This is a genomic window from Sphingomonas aquatilis (assembly GCF_014196115.1).
Lineage (GTDB): Bacteria > Pseudomonadota > Alphaproteobacteria > Sphingomonadales > Sphingomonadaceae > Sphingomonas > Sphingomonas aquatilis.
The window spans coordinates 513,836-536,231 of the sequence record NZ_JACIDB010000001.1 but is presented as its reverse complement, the minus strand read 5'-3'; the positions used below and the strand labels follow the sequence as shown (position 1 = coordinate 536,231).

General features: G+C 65.2%; 13 protein-coding genes. 4 read left to right on the top strand and 9 right to left on the bottom strand.

Annotated elements, in window-relative coordinates; genetic code table 11:
- Nucleotides 1-172: 172 nt before the first annotated feature.
- The 8 genes from GGR47_RS02465 to GGR47_RS02430 form a co-directional block, all read right to left on the bottom strand.
- Complete coding sequence (locus GGR47_RS02465) at nt 173-1,213, bottom strand: alginate lyase family protein (RefSeq protein ID WP_147034821.1); 1,041 nt, start codon at nt 1,211-1,213, stop codon at nt 173-175.
- Nucleotides 1,213-4,425 (bottom strand): TonB-dependent receptor, encoded by a 3,213-nt coding sequence (locus GGR47_RS02460; protein WP_244304925.1) that lies wholly within the window; start codon nt 4,423-4,425, stop codon nt 1,213-1,215. Before GGR47_RS02460 ends, GGR47_RS02465 begins: the two co-directional genes overlap by 1 nt.
- Nucleotides 4,426-4,645: 220 nt before the next feature.
- Nucleotides 4,646-5,383: a polysaccharide lyase family 7 protein gene (locus tag GGR47_RS02455; protein WP_167509679.1), complete on the bottom strand. Its 738-nt coding sequence runs from the start codon at nt 5,381-5,383 to the stop codon at nt 4,646-4,648.
- A 563-nt stretch (nt 5,384-5,946) separates the two neighbouring features.
- A complete protein-coding gene (locus GGR47_RS02450) occupies nt 5,947-7,317 on the bottom strand; it encodes a mannitol dehydrogenase family protein (protein WP_147034841.1) in 1,371 nt (456 codons plus the stop codon).
- Nucleotides 7,314-8,726, bottom strand: coding sequence for a glucuronate isomerase (gene uxaC / locus GGR47_RS02445; RefSeq protein ID WP_147034823.1), 1,413 nt, complete (start codon nt 8,724-8,726; stop codon nt 7,314-7,316). Before uxaC ends, GGR47_RS02450 begins: the two co-directional genes overlap by 4 nt.
- Nucleotides 8,723-9,901: a mannonate dehydratase gene (gene uxuA / locus GGR47_RS02440; RefSeq protein ID WP_208663138.1), complete on the bottom strand. Its 1,179-nt coding sequence runs from the start codon at nt 9,899-9,901 to the stop codon at nt 8,723-8,725. The genes uxaC and uxuA overlap by 4 nt, the downstream gene beginning before the upstream one ends.
- Before the next feature lie 22 nt (nt 9,902-9,923).
- Nucleotides 9,924-12,692, bottom strand: a complete 2,769-nt coding sequence (locus tag GGR47_RS02435; RefSeq protein WP_147034824.1) for a glycoside hydrolase family 2 TIM barrel-domain containing protein — start codon at nt 12,690-12,692, stop codon at nt 9,924-9,926.
- A 59-nt stretch (nt 12,693-12,751) separates the two neighbouring features.
- Nucleotides 12,752-13,537, bottom strand: a complete 786-nt coding sequence (locus GGR47_RS02430) for a FadR/GntR family transcriptional regulator (RefSeq protein ID WP_183949419.1) — start codon at nt 13,535-13,537, stop codon at nt 12,752-12,754.
- A gap of 74 nt (nt 13,538-13,611) precedes the next feature.
- Here GGR47_RS02430 and GGR47_RS02425 point away from each other — a divergent pair, with 74 nt between their 5' ends.
- The gene (locus tag GGR47_RS02425) at nt 13,612-14,553 is read left to right on the top strand and encodes a sugar kinase (RefSeq protein WP_147034825.1); all 942 of its coding nucleotides are present in this window, start codon (nt 13,612-13,614) and stop codon (nt 14,551-14,553) included.
- On the opposite strand, the gene GGR47_RS02420 is transcribed toward GGR47_RS02425, so the two are convergent.
- A complete protein-coding gene (locus tag GGR47_RS02420) occupies nt 14,550-15,812 on the bottom strand; it encodes an MFS transporter (RefSeq protein ID WP_147034826.1) in 1,263 nt (420 codons plus the stop codon). The two genes, GGR47_RS02425 and GGR47_RS02420, sit on opposite strands and share 4 nt — an antisense overlap.
- Before the next feature lie 159 nt (nt 15,813-15,971).
- On the opposite strand from GGR47_RS02420, the gene GGR47_RS02415 reads away from it, so the two are divergent.
- The 3 genes from GGR47_RS02415 to GGR47_RS02405 all read left to right on the top strand — a co-directional run bounded on the left by GGR47_RS02415 (nt 15,972) and on the right by GGR47_RS02405 (nt 22,309).
- A complete protein-coding gene (locus GGR47_RS02415) occupies nt 15,972-18,329 on the top strand; it encodes a TonB-dependent receptor (protein ID WP_147034827.1) in 2,358 nt (785 codons plus the stop codon).
- Nucleotides 18,330-18,366: 37 nt separating this feature from the next.
- On the top strand, nt 18,367-20,724 hold the full coding sequence (gene bglX, locus GGR47_RS02410) for a beta-glucosidase BglX (protein ID WP_244304927.1): 2,358 nt from the start codon (nt 18,367-18,369) through the stop codon (nt 20,722-20,724).
- Nucleotides 20,725-21,139: 415 nt separating this feature from the next.
- Complete coding sequence (locus GGR47_RS02405) at nt 21,140-22,309, top strand: tyrosine-type recombinase/integrase (RefSeq protein ID WP_147034828.1); 1,170 nt, start codon at nt 21,140-21,142, stop codon at nt 22,307-22,309.
- Nucleotides 22,310-22,396 lie beyond the last annotated feature (87 nt).

Genomic DNA, 22,396 nt, shown 5'->3' with positions numbered 1-22,396 from the left:
GCTCCGTTCGGTCTTGGATCGGCACCGGCCCGATATGTACGAAGACATGTCATTCCTATTCCGAAAGCAGGACCATGGCCGCTGCGAGGCGGCGCGCCGCAGGCGTAACGGCTGAAGCGCGCGGGATGCGCCAATCGGCCGCGCGCCATCGGCATCGCACACCCCTTTTCGATCAGCGCCGCCCCAAGAGTTGCAGCCAGTCGGGGGGCAGCCGTCGTGTATCCTGTGCGACCTGCATCGCCATCGGCGCGAGGGCGGGATCGATCACCGCGGCCAGCGACAGCGTCTGCACCGCATTGCCCCGATCCCACGGATGCGGCGCATATTCGCCTTGGCCCGCCGCCGCTCGATCACGGTCGAACTGGATCTTCGAGTGCGCAAATTCGATGTGCGTCTTGCGGCCGAGTGCATAGGGTTCGAGCCAGGCGACCGCTCCGGCAAGGCTGCCCCCGCTCGGCGCACGCCAGTGATACCAATCCTCGCCATGCGCCCGCGCGCTCAACGCGGCCATCAGCAACGGATCGAGGTCATAGGTGACGTAATGCAGGGCGTCACGCTCGTAGAAGTCGGACACCGACCCATCGGGGCGGATATTGGCGGCGACCTGTTTGCGATAGGCTGCGCGCGCGCGGGCGATCAATGTCGCATCGCCGCTGGCGAATGCCGCCATCGTGGCCAGCTTGACGCGGTGGCTTTGCCAATTGGTGTCGGCATTGCGTGGGCCCTTGTCCATCGCCTCCAGATATCCGGCGGCCATGCCGCGCCAGAACGCCGTCACCCCCTCGCGTGTCGCCGGCGTCAGGTCTCGCGCCGTCAGATCGGTCGCGAGGATCAGCTGGTCGAACCCCGTGTCGTCGATGGGATTGAAGGCGGAGCGATAGGTCCGCGCCCACGCCAGCAGATAGCGATCCGCCGCGACCAGATAGCGCCGATCCTTCGTCGACCGCCATGCGAGCGCCAGCGCCAGAATGGCAGGCTGGTCTTCCTTGGCATACAGGCTCGCCTCGCGAATGCCTTTGCCCGGCAGCGTCCCCTCGGTGTGCAGATCGACCCGCGACCGCGGAGGCCGCGCCACGGCGGCGTCGGCCCGCGCGACGATCCGTGCCCGTGCGGACGCGGAGAGGTCCGCCGGGGCATCGGGCGGGAACAGCGTGAAGGACTGGCTCGCCGGCGTCGTCCCGGCGAGCAACAGGGCAAGGATCATCGCTTGCATCAGAAACGGGCCCGCAGCGTCGCTTGATAGGTGCGCCCGTCATAATCGATCCGGCGCGGCAGTTGCGGATCGTTTTCATATTCCGCGCGCGTCGCATCGGTGATGTTGAAGGCATCGACCGAGAAGGAGATGCGATCGGTGATGTTGATGGAGGCGGACGCGTCGAGCTGGCTGCGCGCCTTCACCCGGCGCGCATCGCCGACGAAGCTGTTGCCTGCGGCCAGATCATAGTCGCCGCGCCAATTGTAGGTGGCACGCACGCCGAAGCGCTTCGTCTCGAAATAGCCGATGACGTTGACGTTGTGCTTCGACACGCTGGGCAGCGTGATCGCCTTGCCGGTCGGGTCGCGGCCGGAGATCGCGGTGAACGTATAGTTCGCCGCCCCGCCGAAATAGCGCAGGACGCCCGGCAGGAAGTCGAAATTCTGGTTCGCCGCAACCTCGATGCCGCGGACGCGGATCGGCTGCTGGTTGGTGATGCCGCTCGCCAGCACGCGCGCATTCTCGATCGCACCGCTGGTGTTCACGAACTGGTTGGAGCTGACGCAATTCGGCCCGACGATGCTGAGCGTGCCCAGCCCGTAATCGACGCCGTTGAACCGCCCGTCTGCCGGGCAAAGTATGCTCGTGTCGGTGATCTGCCCGATATAGCCCTTGATGTCCTTGCGGAACACCGCGAGCGCGAAGATGCCGCCGGGCCGGTTATACCATTCGAGCGACACGTCGTAGGAATTGGCGGTATAGGGCTTCAGGCCGTTGGCGCCGACCACCACCGAATAGACCGGGTTGGTCGACGGCACCAGCGCGGGCGCCACCGGGATTTCCGGGGTCTGGACCGTCGTTACCGGCACGTTGTCGCGGGGCTGCGGGCGGACGTAGGTCTTGTAATAGGCCATGCGCACCAGCAGCTTCGACGACAGGTCCGCCGCCAGCATCGCCGAGGGCAGCAGATAGCCGTAGTTGTTCTTGTACTGCCGCGGGACGTTGCGGTGGTTCAGCGGCCCGTTGACCAACGACGAGGTCGCCGAACAATTCTGGCAATCGGTCGCATCGATGATCTGGTCGGTATGTTCGTAGCGCAGGCCGGCATTGCCGCGGATGTGCACGCCCTCGATGTCGCCATCCCACTTCACCATGCCGTACGCGGACGCCACCGTCGCCTGGTTGGTGAAGTTGTTGTTGTAGTAGTTCGGATCCCAATAATTGTTGGTCAGGCCATAGGGCGTCAGGAACACTCCGGAATTGGGTGCGACGATGAATTGCCCCGGCAGTCCGGTGGGATTGGCGGTCGAACGCGGCGCAGTGTTCACCGGGGTGATCGCATTCAGCACGCCGTTGATATCGATGTTGCGCCAGCTCGACGTGTAACCGGGTGCGGTATTGCCGAAGAAGTCGCCGATATACGGGTTGGGCGACGACAGGCCCTGCGTGATGTTCTGCGTCTGCGCGCCCAGCGACGTGTTGCGCGTGCCCGACGAGATGAACCGGTTCTTCTCGTACCGCGCGCCCACCTGCACGCTCGACAGGAAGCTGTCGTGGACGCTGCGCTCCAGGTCGATCTGCGCGGCGGTCAGCTGGTTGCGCGACATGCCGTTCGTGCCCGTCACGCCGAACCGGTCGCCGGCGACCGTCGAGAGCTGGCCCGGCATCGGCGCGCCCGCCTGCGTCGCCTGATTGGCCGCGGACGGGATGGTGTAGCCGCCGGCCGCGATGTGCGACGCATTGGGGGTGTTCAGCCCGATGTTGAAATTCGACAGGTCCGTGCCGCCGGTGTTGATGTCGGCGGTGATGCCGTTCAGGCCCGCAGGCCCCAAATTGCGATACGGGTTCTGAATAATATCAAACTCAATTTGATTCGCCCGCACCATGGCCCTCGATACGGTGCCGACGACGCTCATGCGCCAGTCTTCGCTCTTGAATTCGACCGACGGATTGATGGCCCACGTCTGCTGCACGCCTGGTTCCGACCGGATGGAATCGTATGTTTGTAAATTCTCGGCGGAAAGTTTGTTGATATAGGCGCGCGGCCCGTTGGGTGTGTTCACGACAAAGGGCGTGCCGATCGACGTGATATGGGCGACCGCCGACGTCGCAGTAAGTGCCGTGTTGTTGCCGTTGCCCTGCGAGGTGTCGACGTAGAGCAGATGGTTCAGCGATGCATCGAGGTTGCGCCTGGTGTAGAAGCCGGTCAGCCCGATCTTCGTACTCTCCGCCGCCTCCCACTCGAAGCCACCCGCTCCGGTCAGCAGATTGCCCTTATTGTAGCGGACGAACTGGCGCATCTGGCTGGGATAATAGACGCCGCCGGGATATTGCGCGGCGAGCGCATCGAACACCGGGTTGGCGCCCGCCGCCTTTTGGTTGCCAAGCTGGATCGCGCCGAGCTTGTTGCTCCACGTGTTGACGGAGATGGAGTCGCGGCGGAACGTCTCCTCACGATAGGTCAGCACGCCAAAGGCGGCGAAGCGACTGCCCACGTAATTGTATCCGCCCGAAAAGGTCGGCGTCTTCAGCTTGCCGAGATCGTCATACTCCAGCCCGGCCTTCAGAAACCCGCCGCGCTTGCGGCCCAGCGCCGGCGCGATCCGCAGATCGATATTGCCCGACAGGCCGCCTGCGATGTCGGACGCGTCGGGCGATTTGATGATCGTGATCGACGTGAAGATGTCGGAATTGAAGGCGCCAAGCGGGGTCGAGCCGTTCAGCACGGGGTCGGCGAAGCCCACGCCGTTCAGCGTGGTGCGCGCGAACGTGCCGGGCAGACCACGTAGCGAGATCGTGGCGTTGCGCGCATCGGCTTCGCGATTGATCTGGACGCCGGGTAGCCGCTGGATCGCCTCGCCGACGTTCAGGTCGGGAAACCGGCCGAGGCCGTCGGACGAGATAGAGTCGGTAATCTGCGCCGAATTCCGCTTCGTCGCGAGAGCGTCCGCATACGCCTGTCGAAAGCCGGTGACCACGATATCGCCCGCCCGCTCGGATGTCGCGTCGCCGCTGACCTGATCGACGCCGCCTGAGGCCTGCGCATCGAGCGGCGGCGTCGTGTTTTCGCCGGTTTGCGCCTGGGACGGCGTGCCCGGACCGGCGGGACTCACCCCGGCGGAGGGCGACGCCCCCGTCAGCGTCGGTTGGCCCGCCGTCTGACCAACGGCCAGGTTCGCAGACGCCAAAACGTACAGCGCAGCCCCTGCGCAAAGGAAACCCTTCGTCATCCCCTACCCCTGTCCGTTTGTCATGCGAGCGCTTGTGGCCTCGCCGTTGCCCTGTCACCGGTGTCACGGATTGCACATCAACCCGCACAGCGAGTCAAGAGTTATCGTACAACTTTTGATCATGGCGCGATGTACGCAGGGTGCCCTTCGTCAGGCGACGTGAGGCAGCCTTTATCCGCGGCGCGGGGCGCGCCCCATGATCGCGCCCCGCGCCGCCGGCTCACCCGTGCTTTACGCCCAGCGCTTCGAAGCCCACGGACGACCCACCGTTGGTATCCTGTGTGTAATTGCCCGCCTTGAAATACAGCTTCGCGGAGTCAAAGCTGCCGTCGAGGTAGGTCGACTGGGATTTGCCGTTCACCGTGACGGTGAGCAGCCCTCCTGGCGCCAGCGTCATCGAATAGCTGAACGCCTGATGCGTCGGAATACCGGTCGCGATGGTCAGGCGTGTGCGCGGCGAGCCCGCCTCGGTCGTTTGCTGCTTCATGACGTCGGCATGGATCGTGCCGTTCGTATAATGCAGTTCTACCGGCGGTCGCGGGGTTGTCGCCTCCTGATGGATCTGCCCGATGACGATGTCGCCGCTATCCGGCAGGTCATAGATGTTCACCCGCGCCGCAAGGCCCGCACAGCCCTCGTTGACGTTCCACGTCCGCCCTTCCTTCAGCTCCGATCGCGGATATTTGGAATTGGGCGTCGTCGCCGACGATCCCGTGGGGACGCGCATGACGATGCGGTCGCTGCCCTGCCGTTCGAAATACTGGCTGCTATACGTCTGCAGCCGGCTGCCGCTGACCGTATCCGGGCTGCCATTGCCATCCGCGTCGATGGGGAGTTGCAACGTTCCGAAGGCCGCCGTGCTCGGCGACGACGGGGCCGCGATCGTGCAGGCGGCTTGTGCCTGCTGGGCACCCAGTACCGCCATCGCGGTTGCGAGACACATGGTAAGATTGCGCATCTGATACCTCCAGTTCGGGTCGAGCGAAGCCCGATCCATCCTCTCCTCGCCCCCGGGTCTCCGCCGGAGCGCGGTTTCGGCGCGTCGTTGGACCGACGTCGCCAACTGCTGTGGACCACATCGATCTAGCGGCGTCAATGTTGTATTACATCTTTCGAGTCTGGCAGGATTTGCGACTATCTTCCGCCCCGCCTCAGCGCCCGTTGTCGTCCGCACGATAGAAGATTGGAAAGTATCGCGTTAGAACGAATATCCCGCTGAACCCCGATCACCGAGGGCATCCGCCACCTATCGAACGTCTCCGTCCGGCGCCGGACACATGACAGCAAGTAGACCAGTTCCGAAATCCGGCGGGCGTTAAGACCCGCCGCTCTGTCAGTTTAACAAACGTCTGATCCGTCGCAGACGCTGCCCGAAAACGGACAGGCAGCTCTTACCAAAAACTTCTGATACAACATAACTCGTTAAACCTTGGTGACGAGCTACCAACGTTCTCAATCGTCCGCCTGCCGCTGCCAGCTATCGATCGCGACGTGGTCCTGGAAGCGCTCCTCTAGCGACACTTACGGCAACAGGTTACGAACTTCGGCGCGTTCGTCTCGGGACAGAGCAAGGTCTTCGCCGAACATGCCCGAGGGTCCAAGGAACTCGTTGACCACGCCATCAGGATTCGCGCGCGTCCAAGTTTGAGCCATCATTTTTGCGTTCGGATCGTCAACTGCTTGCCGATCGCCGCGTACGAACAGGACCCATGCTGCAATCGCCCGAAGGATAGTTGGGGAGGATCGCCCCGCGGCACGATTGTCGGCCAGCGTGGCGAGCCAGCGTGCGCCGATCTTCTGCGAACCATCCGCGGCAATTTGTATCAGTCGATGCGGCAGCGCAGGATTGCGGAAGCGGGCAAGCAGCAGGTCGGCGTAGCGATTGAGATCCTGCCCCGGACTCGTTCGGATAGTAGGTGCGGCCTCATCTCGCATCAGGCGGCCAATGAGCGGCCCGATGGCAGGATCGGCGATGGCCTCGTGAACAAAGGCATGCCCACGCGCCAGCCCCAGGTAGGCTAGCGCCGAATGTGCGCCGTTCAACATGCGCAGCTTGGCGGTTTCAAAGGGCACCACATCGTCGACGAAGGCGGCGCCGGCGAGATCCCAGCGCGGCCGGTCGCCGGCAAAGCGATCCTCGATCACCCACTGGCTGTACGGTTCGGTAATCACAGCGCCCTCGTCGCGCAGACGGAGCATGCTTTCCGCGGAATCAAGGTCTGTCGCCGTCGTCGCGGGAACGATCCGATCGACCATCGTGGCGGGGCAAGCCCATGTCCGCTCGAACCAGCGACGGTGCGACGGTGAGAGTGTATCCAGATGTTCGCCCAGCCGCTGCCGCAGCACGCCACCATTGTTCGACAGGTTATCGCAGCTGATCAGCGTCAGTGGTGCCAGTCCGGCATCGTGCCGCGCGATGACCGCCTGGGCAAGATAGTCGTAGATGGAGCGTGGGTTCGCGCCGGCCACGGGAGCGCCTGCCTTCGCCCCCTGCGCATACCCCTTTTCAGTCACGGTCAGCGTTACGATCCGCGTCTCGGGCAAGGCGAGTGCCGCACTTACGCGCCCCGGCGATTCGGGCGCGACGATCACGTTGGTCACGGCTTGGATCAGCCGTATCGCCAGGCCGCGGGCCTGCCGCTCCGTGACGGTGTACAGACAGCTCTGAGGTGCGAGCTGGTCGCGCACCTGCTGCGAACGCAGCGACACGCCTGTAATTGCCCAGTTGCGATCGCCCGCCGCCATCGCCAGATCGGTGTAGGTCGCCTGATGCGCGCGGTGGAATGCACCGATGCCCAAATGAACGATGCCCGCACGCTGCTCCTGGCGATCATAGTCACCGCGCGCCACGGCGGCAGGCAGCCGATCGGCGGTCTCGGCGGACAGCCTCACAGCCGATACGCCCGGCGGACCAGCCCGCTGGTCAATTCCTGTGCGAGATCGGCCGCCTCCCAATCCTGCAGGCGATGTTCGGCGACCAGGCGGGCGAGAAAGGCGCAATCCACGCGCCGCGCGACGTCGTGGCGGGCCGGAATGGAGAGGAAGGCACGGGTATCATCGTTGAAGCCGACCGTATTGTAGAAGCCGGCCGTTTCCGTCGTCATTTCGCGAAAACGGCGCATGCCTTCGGGGCTGTCATGGAACCACCAGGCGGGGCCGAGCCGCAGGCAGGGATAATGACCGGCAAGCGGCGCGAGTTCGCGCGCATAGACGCTTTCGTCGAGCGTGAAGAGGATGATCGTCAGGTCGGAGGCGTTGCCCACGACGTCCAGCATCGGCTTTAGCGCCTGCACGAATTCAGTCCGCGTCGGAATATCGGCGCCCTTGTCGCGGCCATGGCTGGCGAACAGGCCGACATTGTGGTTGCGATAGCTGCCAGGGTGGATCTGCATCACCATGCCATCGTCCAGCGACATGCGTGCCATTTCGGTCAGCATCTGCGCGCGGAACAGTTCGGCGTCTGCCGTCGTCCAGGTGCCGCCGACGATCCGCGCGAACAACGCTTCCGCCTCCGCCGGCGTGAGATCGGCGGTGGCGACCGTCGGGTGCCCATGATCGGTTGCCGTCGCACCGGCGGCACGGAAGTCCGCGCGACGGCGGCGGTGCGCGGCCAGATACCCCTGCCACTGAAAGACATCCTCACCGGTGAGTTCGCCGAAGCGCTGCATCGCGCGCGCGAACTGTTCATGCTCGACATCAATCACGCTGTCAGGGCGATAGGTAGTGACGACCCGCCCCTTCCACCCGGAGGCATGAATACGGTGATGCGCATCCAGATCGTCGTGTGCGCCCTCGGTCGTCGCCAGGAAGTCGATGCCGAAGCGGTCGAACAGCGCGCGCGGACGGCAGGTATCGCTCGCCAGCGCATCGCCGATACGATCGAAGTAGCGGTCGGCGGTGCTGCCATCCAGCACCTCTTCAAACCCAAACACCTCGGCAAAGACGTGGTCGAGCCACAGGCGCGACGGCGTGCCCCGAAACAGGTGATACCGTTCGGCAAAGGTGCGCCACGCCTCGCGACGATCGGTCGCGGGTTCGCCGTCACGCCGCGGGATCGCCAGCGCGTCAAGCGGCACGCCCTGGCTGTAGAGCATGCGGAAGATGTAATGGTCAGGTTGGAGCAGTAGCGTGGTCGCATCGCTCCAGGGCTGGTTGTCGGCGAACCAGCGCGGATCGGTGTGGCCATGCGGGCTGACGATCGGCGCATCGGCGATGGTCGCATACAGCGCGCGTGCGATGTCGCGCTGGACGGGATCGCTTGCGAACAACCGGTCGGGATGGAGCGCCAGAAGCCGGCTCACGCCTGTGCCTCCGTCATCTGCCGGGCATGGATCAGCCCGTGTTCCAGTCCTCGCAATTCGGCGAGCCCGCGCAACCGGCCGATCAGCGAATAACCGGGGTTAGTCACCTTCTCGAGATCGTCGGCCATCTGGTGGCCGTGGTCGGGACGCATCGGGATAGCACGCTGCTCGCGCGTGCTGAGAGCGACGACTTCGGCGACCACCGCAGCCATCTGCGCATCGCCGCCCAGATGTGCGGCCTCGTGGAAGGTGCGCTCACCCTCATGCGCGACGGCCCGCAGGTGGAGGAAGCCGATACGACCGCCCAGGCGGCGCACCATCCCCGGCAAGTCGTTATCGGCGCGCGCACCGAATGACCCCGTGCAGAAGCAAAGTCCGTTGGCCCGGCTCGGCACGCGCGTGAACAAGGTGGCGACATCCGCCTCAGTACTGACCACGCGCGGCAGGCCGAAGATCGGGAAGGGCGGATCGTCGGGATGCACCACCAGTCGGATGCCAGCCGCTTCCGCCGCCGGGCAGACCGCTTCGAGGAACTCGATCTGATTGGCACGCAGCCGGTCCGCGTCCACATCGCGATAGGTCGCGAGCGCCTGCAGGAATTCGGGCGAGCTGAAACTTTCCTCGCTGCCCGGCAGCCCGGCGATGATCGTGCGTTCGAGCCTGTAGCGCGCGGCATCGTCCATCGTCGCGAACCGCTGCGCGGCCCGCTGCTGCATCGCGGGGGTATAATCATCCGCGGCGCCGGCGCGTTGCAGGATGTGGATGTCGTAGACCGCGACCGCTTCCCATTCGAAACGCAGCGCACGGGCGCCATCGGGCAGCCGCCAGGCAAGGTCCGTACGCGTCCAGTCGAGCAGCGGCATAAAATTATAGGTGACGGTCGTGATGCCATTCGCGCCCAGATTGGCGAGGCTGCGCCGATACGCATCGATCCAGCGCTCCCAGCCGGGACCGCGCGTCTTGATCTCCTCATGCACGGGAAGACTCTCGACGACGGTCCAGCCGAGCCCGGCGTCCGCGATCATCGCCTTGCGCGCGGCGATGCGATCGACCTCCCAGATCGCGCCGTTCGGCAATTCGTGGAGCGCGGTGACAACCTCGGATGCGCCCGCCTGCCTGATATGCGCGAGCGGCACCGGATCGTTCGGTCCGAACCACCGCATCGTCGGCGTCATGCGATGCTCCGCTCGCTTCTGATCAGCGCGCGCCACGGGCAACCTCCGCGATCTCGATCGCCGACACGATCGCATCTCCCCTGCCCGGCACGAAACCGAGGTCGAGCGTTCCGCCCCGCACCGAGACCAGCGTACGACGTTGCAGCGCCTTGCCGCTGCCGCCCGCCTCGCGCGCGATATCCAGAGCGGAGACGATCGTCTTACCGTTCGCGGTCACGCCGAAGACACGTTCGCCCGGCGCCAATGACGGTTCGACGAACGTCAGCGTCACCCGATAACGGCCGTCCGGCAGGGGCACCTTGTAGCCGAAGCGCCCATGGCGATAGGTCGCGGCGACCGCAGCATCGGGCGTTCCCGCGATCTGGGCGGCGACGGCCGGCTTGCCATAGTCCGCCGGCTTGTTGAGCGTCCCCGCTTCGCCGCCGGCGAAGAAGGCGTCCGACCCGAAACGATGCGTAGCCGGTGCGGCGACGATCGCGCCGGCGTCGATCCGCACATTGGCTTGCGCGTCGGCACCAAGCTGCCACGACACGCGATCCTCGACCGGTGCGCCCGGGAAGCGGCCGCGTGCCACCAGATCGTTCGAGCCGCCGTCCAGCGCGACCTGTTGCCAGACGCAGATGCGGTCGGGACAATCGCTGCGGGTGCCGAGCGAGCGCCCGTTGAGCGTCAGCTCCGTAGCTGGCGCATTGCTGTACACTCGCACGTCGGCGACTCGATAGGCGCGGTCGGTATAGCGGTGTCCGTTGATGTGAACGGTGGGCGTGGTGGTCCAGTTAGCCTTGTAGAAGTAATAGGCATCCTTTCGGATCGCCCGGTCGTAGGTCACCAGTCCCTTGGTATTGATGTCCTGCGCATCGCCCTCGGCGCGAATGGTGGTTGCGAAGTCGAATGAGTTCCACAGCCACGTGCCCCACAGGTACGGCCGCGCCTTCAGCGCCTTCCACGCCTCTTCGTGGATATAGCTTTCATATTCTTCCGGCTGCAGGCGACCGCGCGAATCGATCGGCCCGCCCAGCACGTCGTCGGTGTGGATCGTCGTCGCGCCGCCGGCCCCATATTCGGTCACGGACAGCGGCTGGTCGGGCCGCTTCGCCCGCAGCATGTCGAGATGCGGCCCGAGATCGCCGGGCTTGCCGAAATACCAGCCGAAATACCGGTTCGCTCCGCCCAGGTCAGCCGCCGCCGCGGTTGTCGGGATGGCGGTGCCCTCGTCGAACAAGCGCCCTTCGCAACAGGTCGCAAGCGCGGTCGGGCGGCTGGGGTCCTCGGCCTGCGCAAGCGTCTGAAGATTGTGCAGGAGCGGCATCGGATCGGGCGACTTGCCGTCGGGATAACCGGTCAGAAAAGCCGGGAACGAATTGCCGAAATCGACCTCGTTGGCGATCCCCCATGTCACGACGGAAGCATGATTGCCGTTCTGGTGAATCAACTCGCGCAGCTGCTGGCGCGCATTCTCAACCAGCGCCGTCCGCGGTTCCAGTTCACCGCGGCGCGTCCACGCCGACACGAGCGGAATTTCGTCCCAGACCAACAGGCCGTATTTGTCGGCGAAATCGTGGATCGCCTGACCGTGCTGATAGTGAGTTAGCCGGATGGCGTTCACCCCCATCTCGCGCATGATCGCCACGTCGTCCTCCACGTCTTGCGGCGTGATGGCCCAGCCCTTCCCTTCACGATCCTGATGATAGCCCACCCCGTGCAGCGCGACATGTTCGCCGTTGAGGTACAATCCGCTCGCGGGATCGATGCGGATGGTGCGAATGCCAAACGGTTGCGACACCCGGTCGCGTACCCGCCCGCGTGCGTCGATGACATCGACGACAAGCGTGTACAGATACGGGTTCTTCGTCCCCTGCCACAGATGCGGGTTCGCGACAGCGAGCGTACTCGGTACTTCGGATACGGCGGACCGCGGCCCGCCCGCTTTCGACGCCGCGGCCATGAGGATAGCCGCGCCCTGCGCCGTTGCGGCGACCTTGCCCGTCGTGTCGATCAGACGCGCGACGATGCGGACAGGCGTGCGGCCCTTGTTGTCGGTGGCGACGCGCGTCCGCACCGTGACACGCGCCGCGGTCGCATTCGCCTCGAGCGTAAACGCCGCGACACCTGACCCGCCATGATCCTCCATGTCGATGTGGATGGCATCGGTCGTCACCAGGCGTACCGGTCGGTAAAGGCCGCCGTGGACGAAAAAATCGCCGGTCAGCGGCAGGGCGTCCGCCGTTGCGGCATCCTTGTCGGCGGGCGCACTATTGTCGACGCGGACGAGCAGCACGTTTTCCTGACCGGGGCGCAGTGCCTGCGTCGCATCGAGACGGAAGCGCGAGAATCCGCCGGCGTGATGGCCGAGCTTACGCCCGTTGAGCCATACGTCGGCGATGCGGCTGGCGGCGTCAAATTCGAGCCACTGTCGCTTTCCCGAAGCCGCCGTCCCTGCCGCCGCCGGCGTGAAACGCAGGCTGTACCAGCCAACGCCTTGCGTTTTGTTGACCGATTGTTCGGTGTTGACGTGCGACGCCGCGTTTGGCCGGTAATAGCCGACCCGGTTCCACGTATGCGGCACCGTCACCGGTTGCCAGGTCTCGTCTTGCAGCGGCCCAGCCACGGGATCGCTCGCGGGCGCACCCAGGTGAAAGCGCCAGCCTTGACCGAGCACGGTTTCACCACGCACCGGCGCAGCCTGCGCCACCACCTCCCCCACGCTTGGATGCTGCGCATATACAGGTTGCGCAACGATCGACGCGAATGCGCTTGCGGTCGTGAAAAGGCACAGCGCCTTGTTCGTCATAGTGCCTCTCCAGCTATGGAGACCTGCATAGCGGGGTCAAACTGGTCTTACCAGTTAATTTAGACGTCCACAGCCGCGCGATAGCGTGCGCGGGTCGAGGCGATCGTCCGGCGCGCCTCTTCGATCGCCCGCTCCTCGGTCGCAAACAGCAGGTGGTCCATGACCGCGGACAGATGCGCGCGCATCGCCGCGCGTGCGGCAGCAGGATCGTGGGCGCATAGGGCATCGAAGATCGCCTGGTGTTCGGCGACGACGGGGCGGACGTTGGCACGCCGCGCCTTGTCATGAAGCAAGGCGCATTCGGGCGACGTAGTCCGCACGCGCCAAAACTCGTCGATCGTCATCTGGATCGCGGCGTTGCGCGTCGCCTTCGCGATGGCGCGATGGAAATCCCGGTCGGCGTCCTCGGTCACGTCAGGTAGCAGGTTTTCCTCGCCGATCCGGTCGACCAGTGCCCTCAACCCCTGAAGTTCCTCTGGGGTGATGTGGATCGCCGCGAGCGCGGCCGCTTCACCTTCGAACACCATCCGTGCCTCGGTCAGTTCGAAGGCGGTAATGGCGAAGTCCGGTCGATCCTCGCTGTCCCCCGGCAAGCGCCGGACGAACGCCCCGGACCCGATCCGCACTTCGATGAAGCCCTGCACCTCCAGCGCGATGAGCGCTTCACGCACCGCCGGTCGGCTGACGTTATATTCGACCGAGAGTTCGCGTTCCGCCGGCAAGCGGTCGCCGATGCCATAGCGCCCTGACGACAATTGTTCGAACAGGACACGCGCCAGCCGCTGGTACAGCCGATCGCCCGACGCGGGAAACGGATCCGCGGCGGCGGACAGAGGCAGGGGCATGCGCAGACTCATTTCGTTGACAGCGGACTGACCAATATCACATTCCGCGCGGGAAGCGAGATGGGGAGTGGCCAGTGCGGATCGTGGTAGCAGGCGAGGGAATGCTGGAACTGTCACGCGGCCGGACAGCCACGGCGGTCGCACCGGACGCGCCGACGTGGCGGCTCGGCTATGGCGGCGATACGCTCAACACCGCCATCCACCTGGCGCGCGGCGGCGATCGCGTCGCTTATCTGACCGCGCTGGGTGTCGATCCGTTCAGTGAGGGCCTGCGCGACGATTGGACGTCCGAGGGATTGGACACCTCGCTCATCCTGACCGATCCGGCCCGCCTGCCAGGGCTTTACGCAATCCAGACCGATGCCGAGGGCGAACGCACCTTCAGCTATTGGCGTGGCGACAGCGCCGCGCGGCAGATGTTCGCCCTGCCCGCCGCAGAGGCTGCCATCGCGACTGCGGAAGCGGCGGACCTGCTCGTCTTTTCCCTCATCTCGCTGGCCATCCTGCCAGATGCCGGCCGATCCGCGCTGCTATCGCTTGCCGGGCGGATGCGCGCGCAGGGCAAGCAGGTCGCCTTCGATGGGAACTACCGGGCGCGGCTGTGGGCCGATGCGGCGGAAGCCCGCCAGTGGCGCGATCATGCCATCGCCTGTTGCTCGATCGGCCTGCCGACGCTCGAGGACGAATGCGCGATGGAGAGCGCAAGCGCGAGCGCCACCGACACGGCCGCCCGGTGGCGAGCCACCGGCGCGGCGACGGTCATCGTCAAACTGGGTGCGGACGGGTGCCTGTTGCCCGACGGTCAGATCCTGCCGCCGCCCCAGCGCCTGATGCCGATCGATACCAGCGGCGCAGGCGATGCCTTCAACGCGGGTTATCTGCACGCCACCTTGCGCGGTGCCGACCCGCGTGCCGCCGCCTTGGCCGGGCACCGGCTGGCCGGATGGGTCGTGATGCGCGCAGGTGCCGTGCCGGCGCGCGGCACGGATGACGTCTACGCGCGCCTGCTCGGCTAGGAGGCAAGCGGCACAAGACGCGGCCGGCGCAGCAGTGTCCACAGTACCGCTGCGCCGATGAAGTCGAAAACGGCGAGCGCGGCGAACAGCGGATTGTAGCCGATTGTATCGGCCAGCGCGCCAATCAGCAGCGAAAAGCTCAATCCACCGATCCAGGCTGCCGATCCCGCCATGCCTCCGGCCGTTGCGACGATCCGCGGGGCGAACAGATCCGCCGCCAGCGTCATCAACGCGCCCGACAGCATCTGGTGCGCGAAACCGCCGATACAGAACAGCGCGATCGCCGCGGCGGGCGACACGGTCAAACCGATGCACGCGGGCCCGACCATCAGCAGAGCCCCCGTCGTCACCACGATCTTGCGCGAAGTGAGCAGGGACACGTTGAACCGACGCATGACGAAGGGCGCGTAATAACCGCCGAGCAGCGATCCCGCATCCGCCGCCAGAAACGGCAGCCAGGCAAAGGCTGCGACGCTCTTGAGATCAAGCCCCTTGGCTTCGACCAAATAGAGCGGGATGAAGAAACTGAACGTCTGCCACGCCGGATCGGCAAGGAAGCGCGGGATGGCGATGCTCCAGAAGTCCCGCGTGCGCAGCAGGGCGCGCCAGTTGGTCGGCCCGTCCTGATGGCCCTGCGCCGCCACGTCGCGGCCGGCTTCGATGTGCGCGCGCTCGGTCGCCGACAGCCGCGAATGGTCGGCAGGCGAGCGATAGAAGACGTACCAGATCGCCGCCCACACAATTCCAACCGCGCCGGTGACCACGAAGGCGGACTGCCAGCCCCAGATGGCGATACAGGTGACGACGATCGGCGGTGCGATCATGGCGCCCAAGGACGATCCGATGTTGAACCAGCCGGTCGCGACCGTGCGCTCATGCGGCGGAAACCATTCGGCGACCGTCTTCAGCCCGGCGGGAATCGCCGCTGCCTCGGTCAGCCCCAGCATGCCGCGGAACACCGCGAGGCTGGGCCAGCCCGCCGCAAACGCATGGCAGCAATTGGCGACAGACCAGCCGACCGCAAACACGGCAAAGCCCAGCCGCAATGCCATCAAGTCGAGCAGATAGCCTGCAACCGGCTGCATCACCGTATAGGCAGCCTGAAAGGAGGCGACGACCCAGCTATACTGCTGCGTCGTCATCGCAAACTCGCCTTTCAGCGTCGGCGCGGCCACTGACAGCGAGGATCGCGCGAGGTAGTTCAAGACCGTGCCGATGGTCACCAGACTGATGATCCACCATCGCGTACCGATACGCATTCGCCCCTCCTTTGGTCAGGCCAATACGCCGATAGCCCGTCCGACTGTCAAGGATGATCCTTGCTACTGACCGGCTTACCCGTTGACGCACTGGATAGATTGTCATAACTGGCCTGACCAGATCGCAGCCAATTGCGACTTCATCAGGGGGGATGTCCCATGCGAAAGAGTTATGCTCTGCTCACCGGCGCCGCGATGATCGCGTTCGCCAGCCCCGTACTCGCGCAGGAGGGTGCCATTTCGGCATCGCCGACACCGCCGGGCAACGGCACCGCCAGCCCGCTGTCGCAGCCGGGAGATCAGCAGGGCTCCAATACCTCGACCACCGACTCCGGCGCCCTGGAGGACATCGTCGTCACCGCGCAGAAGCGCGAACAGAACCTGCAGGACGTGCCGGTTGCCGTCACCGCTATTACGGCAGACACGCTGGTCAACCGCAACGTGTCGACCATTTCCGATCTGCCGCGCCTCGCCCCCAGCCTGACGGTCACGACCGGCGCGCTGCCGACCAACAACTCGATCAATCTGCGCGGCATCGGCACCGTCGCTTTCTCAACCGCGATCGAACCGTCAGTGGCGGTCATCGTCGACGACGTCGCGCTGCTCCAGCAGGCGCAGGCCTTTTCCGGCCTCAGCGACATTGCCCGCATCGAGGTACTGCGCGGGCCGCAAGGCACGCTGTTCGGCAAGAACGCCTCTGCTGGCGCGCTCAACATCGTGTCGCAAGGCCCGACCGCCAACTTCACCGGGGCGGTGACCGGCACCGCGACCACGGACGACGAATATCGCATCGATGGCGTCATCTCCGGTCCGGTCGCCGAGGGCGTCGGCTTTCGCCTGAACGGCTTCTACGGCGATCGCGACGGCTTCATTCGCAATACGTATGACGGCCGCCGCCTCAACAACGACAAGAGCTACGGCGTGCGCGGGCGGCTTTCGATCGATCCAGCACCCAACGTGACGATCGACCTGATCGCCGGCCACTCGATTGCACAAGCGCGCGGCACGGCCCGCACCTATCGCAGCGTGCCCGCGGGCGCGACCGTCTATGGCGCGCCCGTCCAGCAGCGACTGGGATCGATCGTGCCGGGACGCGACAATTTCGAAACGGCGTTCGACGGCCCCTTGTTCAACAAGAGCCGCCAGACGAACGGCAGTGGCCGCGTGACGGTGGACCTTGGCGTGGCAAACCTGGTGTCAATCACCAGCTACCAGGATTGGCGTTTCCGATTCGCGGAAGACTTCGATTATCTGCCCGGCACGATCCTGGGCCTGCCCGGCGGCATCGTCGCGCAGAGCGGCTTCCATTCGCGCCAGTTCGCGCAGGAATTGCGCGTCGCATCGAAGGGCAGCGGCCCGTTCAGCTATGTCGTCGGCCTCTATTATTCCGACGGCAAGACCGATCGTACCTTTGATCGCGGGCCGTCCGGCCCCGTGGTCGCACGCTGGAATTCCAGCAATGGCACCAAGACGTATGCGAGCTTCGCGCAGCTGACCTACGACCTGGCGGCGACCACCCATATCGACGCCGGCCTTCGCGCCAATCACGAAGACATTTCGGTCAACTACCTCAACACCAACGTGCCCGCTGTGGCCCCGGCCAACAATGCGACCTGTCTGTCGCTGTGCAGCGGCAAAGCATCCGACAGCGTGGTGACCGGCAAGATCGCGCTGCGCCAGGATCTGGCGGAACGCGTCATGGCCTATGCCTCGTTCTCGACCGGCTACAAGGGCCAGGGGTATGACATCGCGACGGGCTTTACCCCGCAGCGTGCCGCCGTGCCCGTCCGCCCCGAAACGTCGAAGGCCTACGAGCTCGGCTTGAAGAGCCGCTTCCTCGACAATCGCGTGCAGCTGAACGTCGCCGCCTTCTGGACCGACTTCAGCGATTTCCAAGCCCAGTCGGGCGTGCAACTGCCCGACCAGACGATCCAGCTGCAGTTGAACAACGTCGGCAAGGTTCGCACGCGCGGCATCGAGGCCGAATTCCAGGCGCGCCCGGTGGAGGCACTGCTGATCGATGGCGGCATCAGCTATACCGATGCGAAGATCCGCGAGTTCCGCAACGCGCAATGCTATGTCGGGCAGACGGCGGCGCAGGGATGTTTGCCGGTGGCAGGCTCCACGACCGGCTTCCAGGACCTGTCGGGCAAGCAACTCAGCAATGCTCCCCGGTGGAAGTTCAACGTCGGCACCACCTATGACGTCGCGCTTGAACGGATGCCGTTCGACGCCTTCGTGCAGGCCGATCTGAGCTACCAGAGCTCGGTCAACTTCTCGCTGCTCAACGATCCCTATTCGGTCGAGCGGGGCTATGCTCTGGTCAACGGCAGCATCGGCATCGATCAGAAGGATCGTGGCGGTCTGCGCGTCGCGCTGTTCGTCAACAACATTTTCAACACGCACTTCGCCAGCGCCCTAGGTGGACCGTCGGGCGGTACGCCGGGCCTGATCGCGCAGACCTTCTCGCGCAACGCCCGCCGCTATGGCGGCATTCGTGCGCGCATGTCCTTCTGATCAAGCGCGGCGTCGACGAACACGGTAAAGGAGATTGATGATGCGCAAGTCCAGGCTCGCGACGCTGGCGTTGACCGGGATCGTGGCGGCAGGGCTTGCCGCATCATCGATCGCGGCGGGGCGTAATGCGCCAACCGCGCCGACGTGGTTGAGCACCAGCCTATCGCCGGAGCAGCGCGCCGAGGCGCTGCTGCGCGCGATGACGCTGGAGGAGAAGGCCGGTCAGGTTTCGCAGCAGTTCATGTTCGGCACGTTCGAGGAGTTCGCGCCGAGCGTCCGCGACGGCAAGGTCGGATCGCTGCTGTTCGTCACCGATCCTGCGATCATCAACCGGCTGCAGAAGGTGGCGGTGGAGGAAACGCGGCTGAAGATCCCGCTGATCTTCGGCTATGACGTCATCCACGGCTTCCGTACGATCTTCCCGGTGCCGCTGGGCAATGCGGCCTCCTGGGACCCCGCCGGCGTCGAGCGCGCGCAGGCGGTCGCCGCAGCGGAAGCGCGATCGGCGGGCATTCACTGGGCGTTTGCGCCGATGCTCGACGTGGCGCGTGATCCGCGCTGGGGCCGGATCGTCGAAGGACCGGGTGAAGACCCGTTCCTGGCCTCCGTCTTGGCGCGCGCGCAGGTGAAAGGATTTCAGGGCCCTGCAATCGGTACGCCCGGCCATATTATCGCAGGCCCCAAGCATTTCGCCGGCTATGCCGCCGCCGACGGCGGGCGCGACTATGACGGCGTCTACCTGTCTGATGCGCAGCTCTACAACGTGATCCTGCCACCCTTCGCCGCTGCGGTGCAGGCAGGCGCGGGCAACGTCATGAGCGCGTACATGGACCTCAACGACATACCCGCGGTCGGCAACACATGGCTGCTCACCGACGTGCTGCGCGGTCAGATGGGTTTCAAGGGCTGGGTCGTCTCCGACGCAAACGGCACCAAGAACCAGGTCGTCCAGCATTTCGCACGCGACGAGGCGGATGCCGCGGTCCGAAGCATAGCCGCAGGCAACGATATGGAGATGTCGTTCGGCACCGCCGCCTCGGCTGCGACGCTCGCTGCCAGTGTGCGTGCGGGCAAGCTGGCGGAAGCGACGCTGGACCAGGCGGTACGCCGCATCCTGATCGCCAAGTTCACGATGGGCCTGTTCGAACGCCCCTTCGTCGATGAAGCACAGGCCCGACGCACGCTCGCAGACCCTGGTCATCGGGATGCAGCACAACAGGCGGCCGAGCGCTCGTTCGTGCTGCTCAAGAACGATGGCGCCTTGCCATTGCGAGCGGGCGCGAACGCGCATGTCGCGGTGATCGGCGCCAGTGCCAATTCGAAGCGCGACATGCTGGGACCATGGGCGTTCCAATACGACCTGCCCGAAACGGTGACGGTGTTCGAAGGCGTCCGCGACCGGCTGGGCCGCGCGGCGACCGTGGAGACGGCACCGGGTGTCCAGCTGAAACGCAACGTGCCTTCGATGTTCGAAAGCATCACGATCCCGGGCCAAGCCAAGCCCGAGCCACGGTGGGACGCGGCCCGCACCACGCGCGAATTCGACGCTGCGGTGGCGCTCGCCAAACGCTCCGACCTCATCATCCTGACGCTGGGTGAGGCCGAAGACATGAGCGGCGAAGGCGCATCGCGATCCGACCTGACGTTGCCCGGCGACCAGATGAAGCTGTTCGATGCGGTGATGGCGCTCGGCAAACCGGTGGTCGTCGTGACGATGAGCGGGCGGCCGCTGGCGCTGGGATCCGTGCTGGAGCGCGCGCCTGCGGTCCTCCACACCTGGTTCGGCGGCACGCGCGGTGGCACCGCGATCGCGCGTACCCTGTTCGGCGACGTGAACCCCGGCGGCAAGCTGCCGGTCACCTGGCCGCGCAGCGTCGGCCAAGTCCCGATCTATTATGCCCACAACACCACGCACATGCCCCAGGACCAGGGCAAGCGCTATTGGGACATCCCCTCGACCCCGCAATTCGAATTCGGGTACGGCCTCAGCTATACCCGGTTCACCATCGGCGCGCCCAAGCTCGATACACCGGTGCTGCAACCGGGCGGTCGGGTGACGGTGTCGACCACCGTCACGAACAGCGGCGACCGCGCGGGAGACGAGGTCGTACAGCTCTACATCCACCAGCAGGCCGGCCGCGCCTCGCGCCCCGTCCGCGAGCTCAAGGGCTTTCAGCGCGTGACACTAAAGCCGGGCGAGACGCGCACGGTGTCGTTCACGCTCGACGAGAGCAGCGTACAATATTGGAACGCCGCCGAGCGCGGCTGGGTGGTCGATCCGGGCACGTTCGACATCTGGGTCGGATCCAGCTCCAACGCACAGAACCATGGTCAGTTTTCGGTTGGCGGTGCTCCGCGGGCGGGTCGTGGGTTTCTGCCAAATGCAACGAGGTGAGCTCATGGGCGCCTAGGTGCCTCAATCGGCGTTGCCAATGCGCTTTCGCCTGAAAACCGCAACGACATCCATGTCGTCCGACCGCGGTCATTGCACATGATGATTCGGTCGCGGGGGTCGGGCTCGGCCTCTGTACGCGCATTGTACGCGCGCTCCTGTTTTGAACGCGCATGTTCCTGCGCGGTTCTGCGAGCGTGAGGCTGGTCCGAATCGACAGAAGTGGCGGAAAAGCTGGCGCACCCGACAGGATTCGAACCTGTGGCCTCTGCCTTCGGAGTGCAGAGAAAGTGCGTTCGCGATGGTTCGTCATAGTCCGTAGCCCCTTGTAATCCGTCCGTGATGATTCAAAGTTGTTCGGGCAGGTTTTACCGGACGGCTACCGGACATTACCGGATCGACGATTGGAGGCAGGGCAATGGCAGGGCGGGACTTAAGCCGGGTCAGGGATCGGGAGGCGCTGCGCTCTGCCGCTAATGCGGAGCCTTACTGGCAACGACTGCGTCCCGGATGCTTCGTCGGTTACGCGCCATCGGCGAAGGGCGGTGAGGGAACGTGGTTCGCCCGCGCCTACGATGCCGACGCCAGCCGCTACCAGAAGAAGCGGTTGGGCGCGTTCCCCAGCGTGCCCGGCAACGCCAAGTTTGCAGCGGCGAAGCTGGAGGCGGAGCGGTTCGCAGAACTGACCGAGGCAGGCGGACACACCGAAGAGAAGATCGAGACGGTAGGCGATGCCTGCCGTGCCTACGCTGCGGAGCGACCAGAGGCGGCGGCGCGGTTCCGCCGCTACGTGTACGACGATCCTCTGGCCAAGCGTCGCCTCGACAAGCTGCGTCGCAAGGACTTGGATGACTGGCGACGACGGCTGGCCGATCAACCGTCGCTGGTAAGTCGGAGCAAAGGCGGGGAGCAGCGCACCCGCGATCGAGCCTTGTCCACGATCAACCGCGACGTGGCCGTGCTGCGGGCTGCGCTCAATCGGGTGATGCGTCACGGGCAGCCGGGGAGCGCGGGTGCGTGGCAGGAGGCATTGAAGGCGCACGGCAACGCAGATGGACGGCGCACCCTGTATCTCGATCGGTCGCAGCGGCGCAGCTTGCTGGTGCACCTCGACGCGGAGGCTGCGCCGTTCGTGAAGGCGCTATGCCTGCTGCCGATGCGTCCGGGCGCGATGGCGGCGCTGGACGCGGGAGCGTTCGACAAGCGCACGTCCGAACTGACGATTGGCAAGGACAAGGCGGGCAAGGCACGACGGATTAAGGTTCCGGTAGAGGCCGCTGCGCTGCTGGCGTCGCAGATCGTCGGAAAGCTGCCCACGGCTCCACTGTTCATGCGGGCGAACGGCAGCCGGTGGAACAAGGACAACTGGAAGCAGCCGATCGCGAAGGCGGTGGCAGCGGCAGAGCTGCCGTCCGACGCCACCGCCTACACCTTGCGGCATAGCACGATCACTGACTTGGTAGCGGCAGGGCTGCCGCTACTGACGATCGCGCAGATTTCCGGCACCAGTGCGGAGATGATCGAGCGTCACTACGGTCACCTTGCAAGCGACGCGGCGCTCAAGGCACTGGGCGCGCTGGCGTTGTGACTTGCCGAGCGTTGGATGCGATAGCGAGACACGGAGGGTGTATGGCTCGTCTATAGCACGTTTTTGTTCTCTTTACCCGGTAAAGAG

What these genes read in the sequence shown, in the direction of transcription:
- GGR47_RS02435 (WP_147034824.1), bottom strand. Translation starts at nt 12,692, where the DNA reads ATGACGAACAAGGCGCTGTGCCTTTTCACGACCGCAAGCGCATTCGCG.
- GGR47_RS02460 (WP_244304925.1), bottom strand. Translation starts at nt 4,425, where the DNA reads ATGACGAAGGGTTTCCTTTGCGCAGGGGCTGCGCTGTACGTTTTGGCG.
- GGR47_RS02405 (WP_147034828.1), top strand. Translation starts at nt 21,140, where the DNA reads ATGGCAGGGCGGGACTTAAGCCGGGTCAGGGATCGGGAGGCGCTGCGC.
- GGR47_RS02420 (WP_147034826.1), bottom strand. Translation starts at nt 15,812, where the DNA reads ATGCGTATCGGTACGCGATGGTGGATCATCAGTCTGGTGACCATCGGC.
- GGR47_RS02465 (WP_147034821.1), bottom strand. Translation starts at nt 1,213, where the DNA reads ATGCAAGCGATGATCCTTGCCCTGTTGCTCGCCGGGACGACGCCGGCG.
- uxuA (WP_208663138.1), bottom strand. Translation starts at nt 9,901, where the DNA reads ATGACGCCGACGATGCGGTGGTTCGGACCGAACGATCCGGTGCCGCTC.
- GGR47_RS02455 (WP_167509679.1), bottom strand. Translation starts at nt 5,383, where the DNA reads ATGCGCAATCTTACCATGTGTCTCGCAACCGCGATGGCGGTACTGGGT.
- GGR47_RS02430 (WP_183949419.1), bottom strand. Translation starts at nt 13,537, where the DNA reads ATGCCCCTGCCTCTGTCCGCCGCCGCGGATCCGTTTCCCGCGTCGGGC.
- bglX (WP_244304927.1), top strand. Translation starts at nt 18,367, where the DNA reads ATGATGCGCAAGTCCAGGCTCGCGACGCTGGCGTTGACCGGGATCGTG.
- GGR47_RS02415 (WP_147034827.1), top strand. Translation starts at nt 15,972, where the DNA reads ATGCGAAAGAGTTATGCTCTGCTCACCGGCGCCGCGATGATCGCGTTC.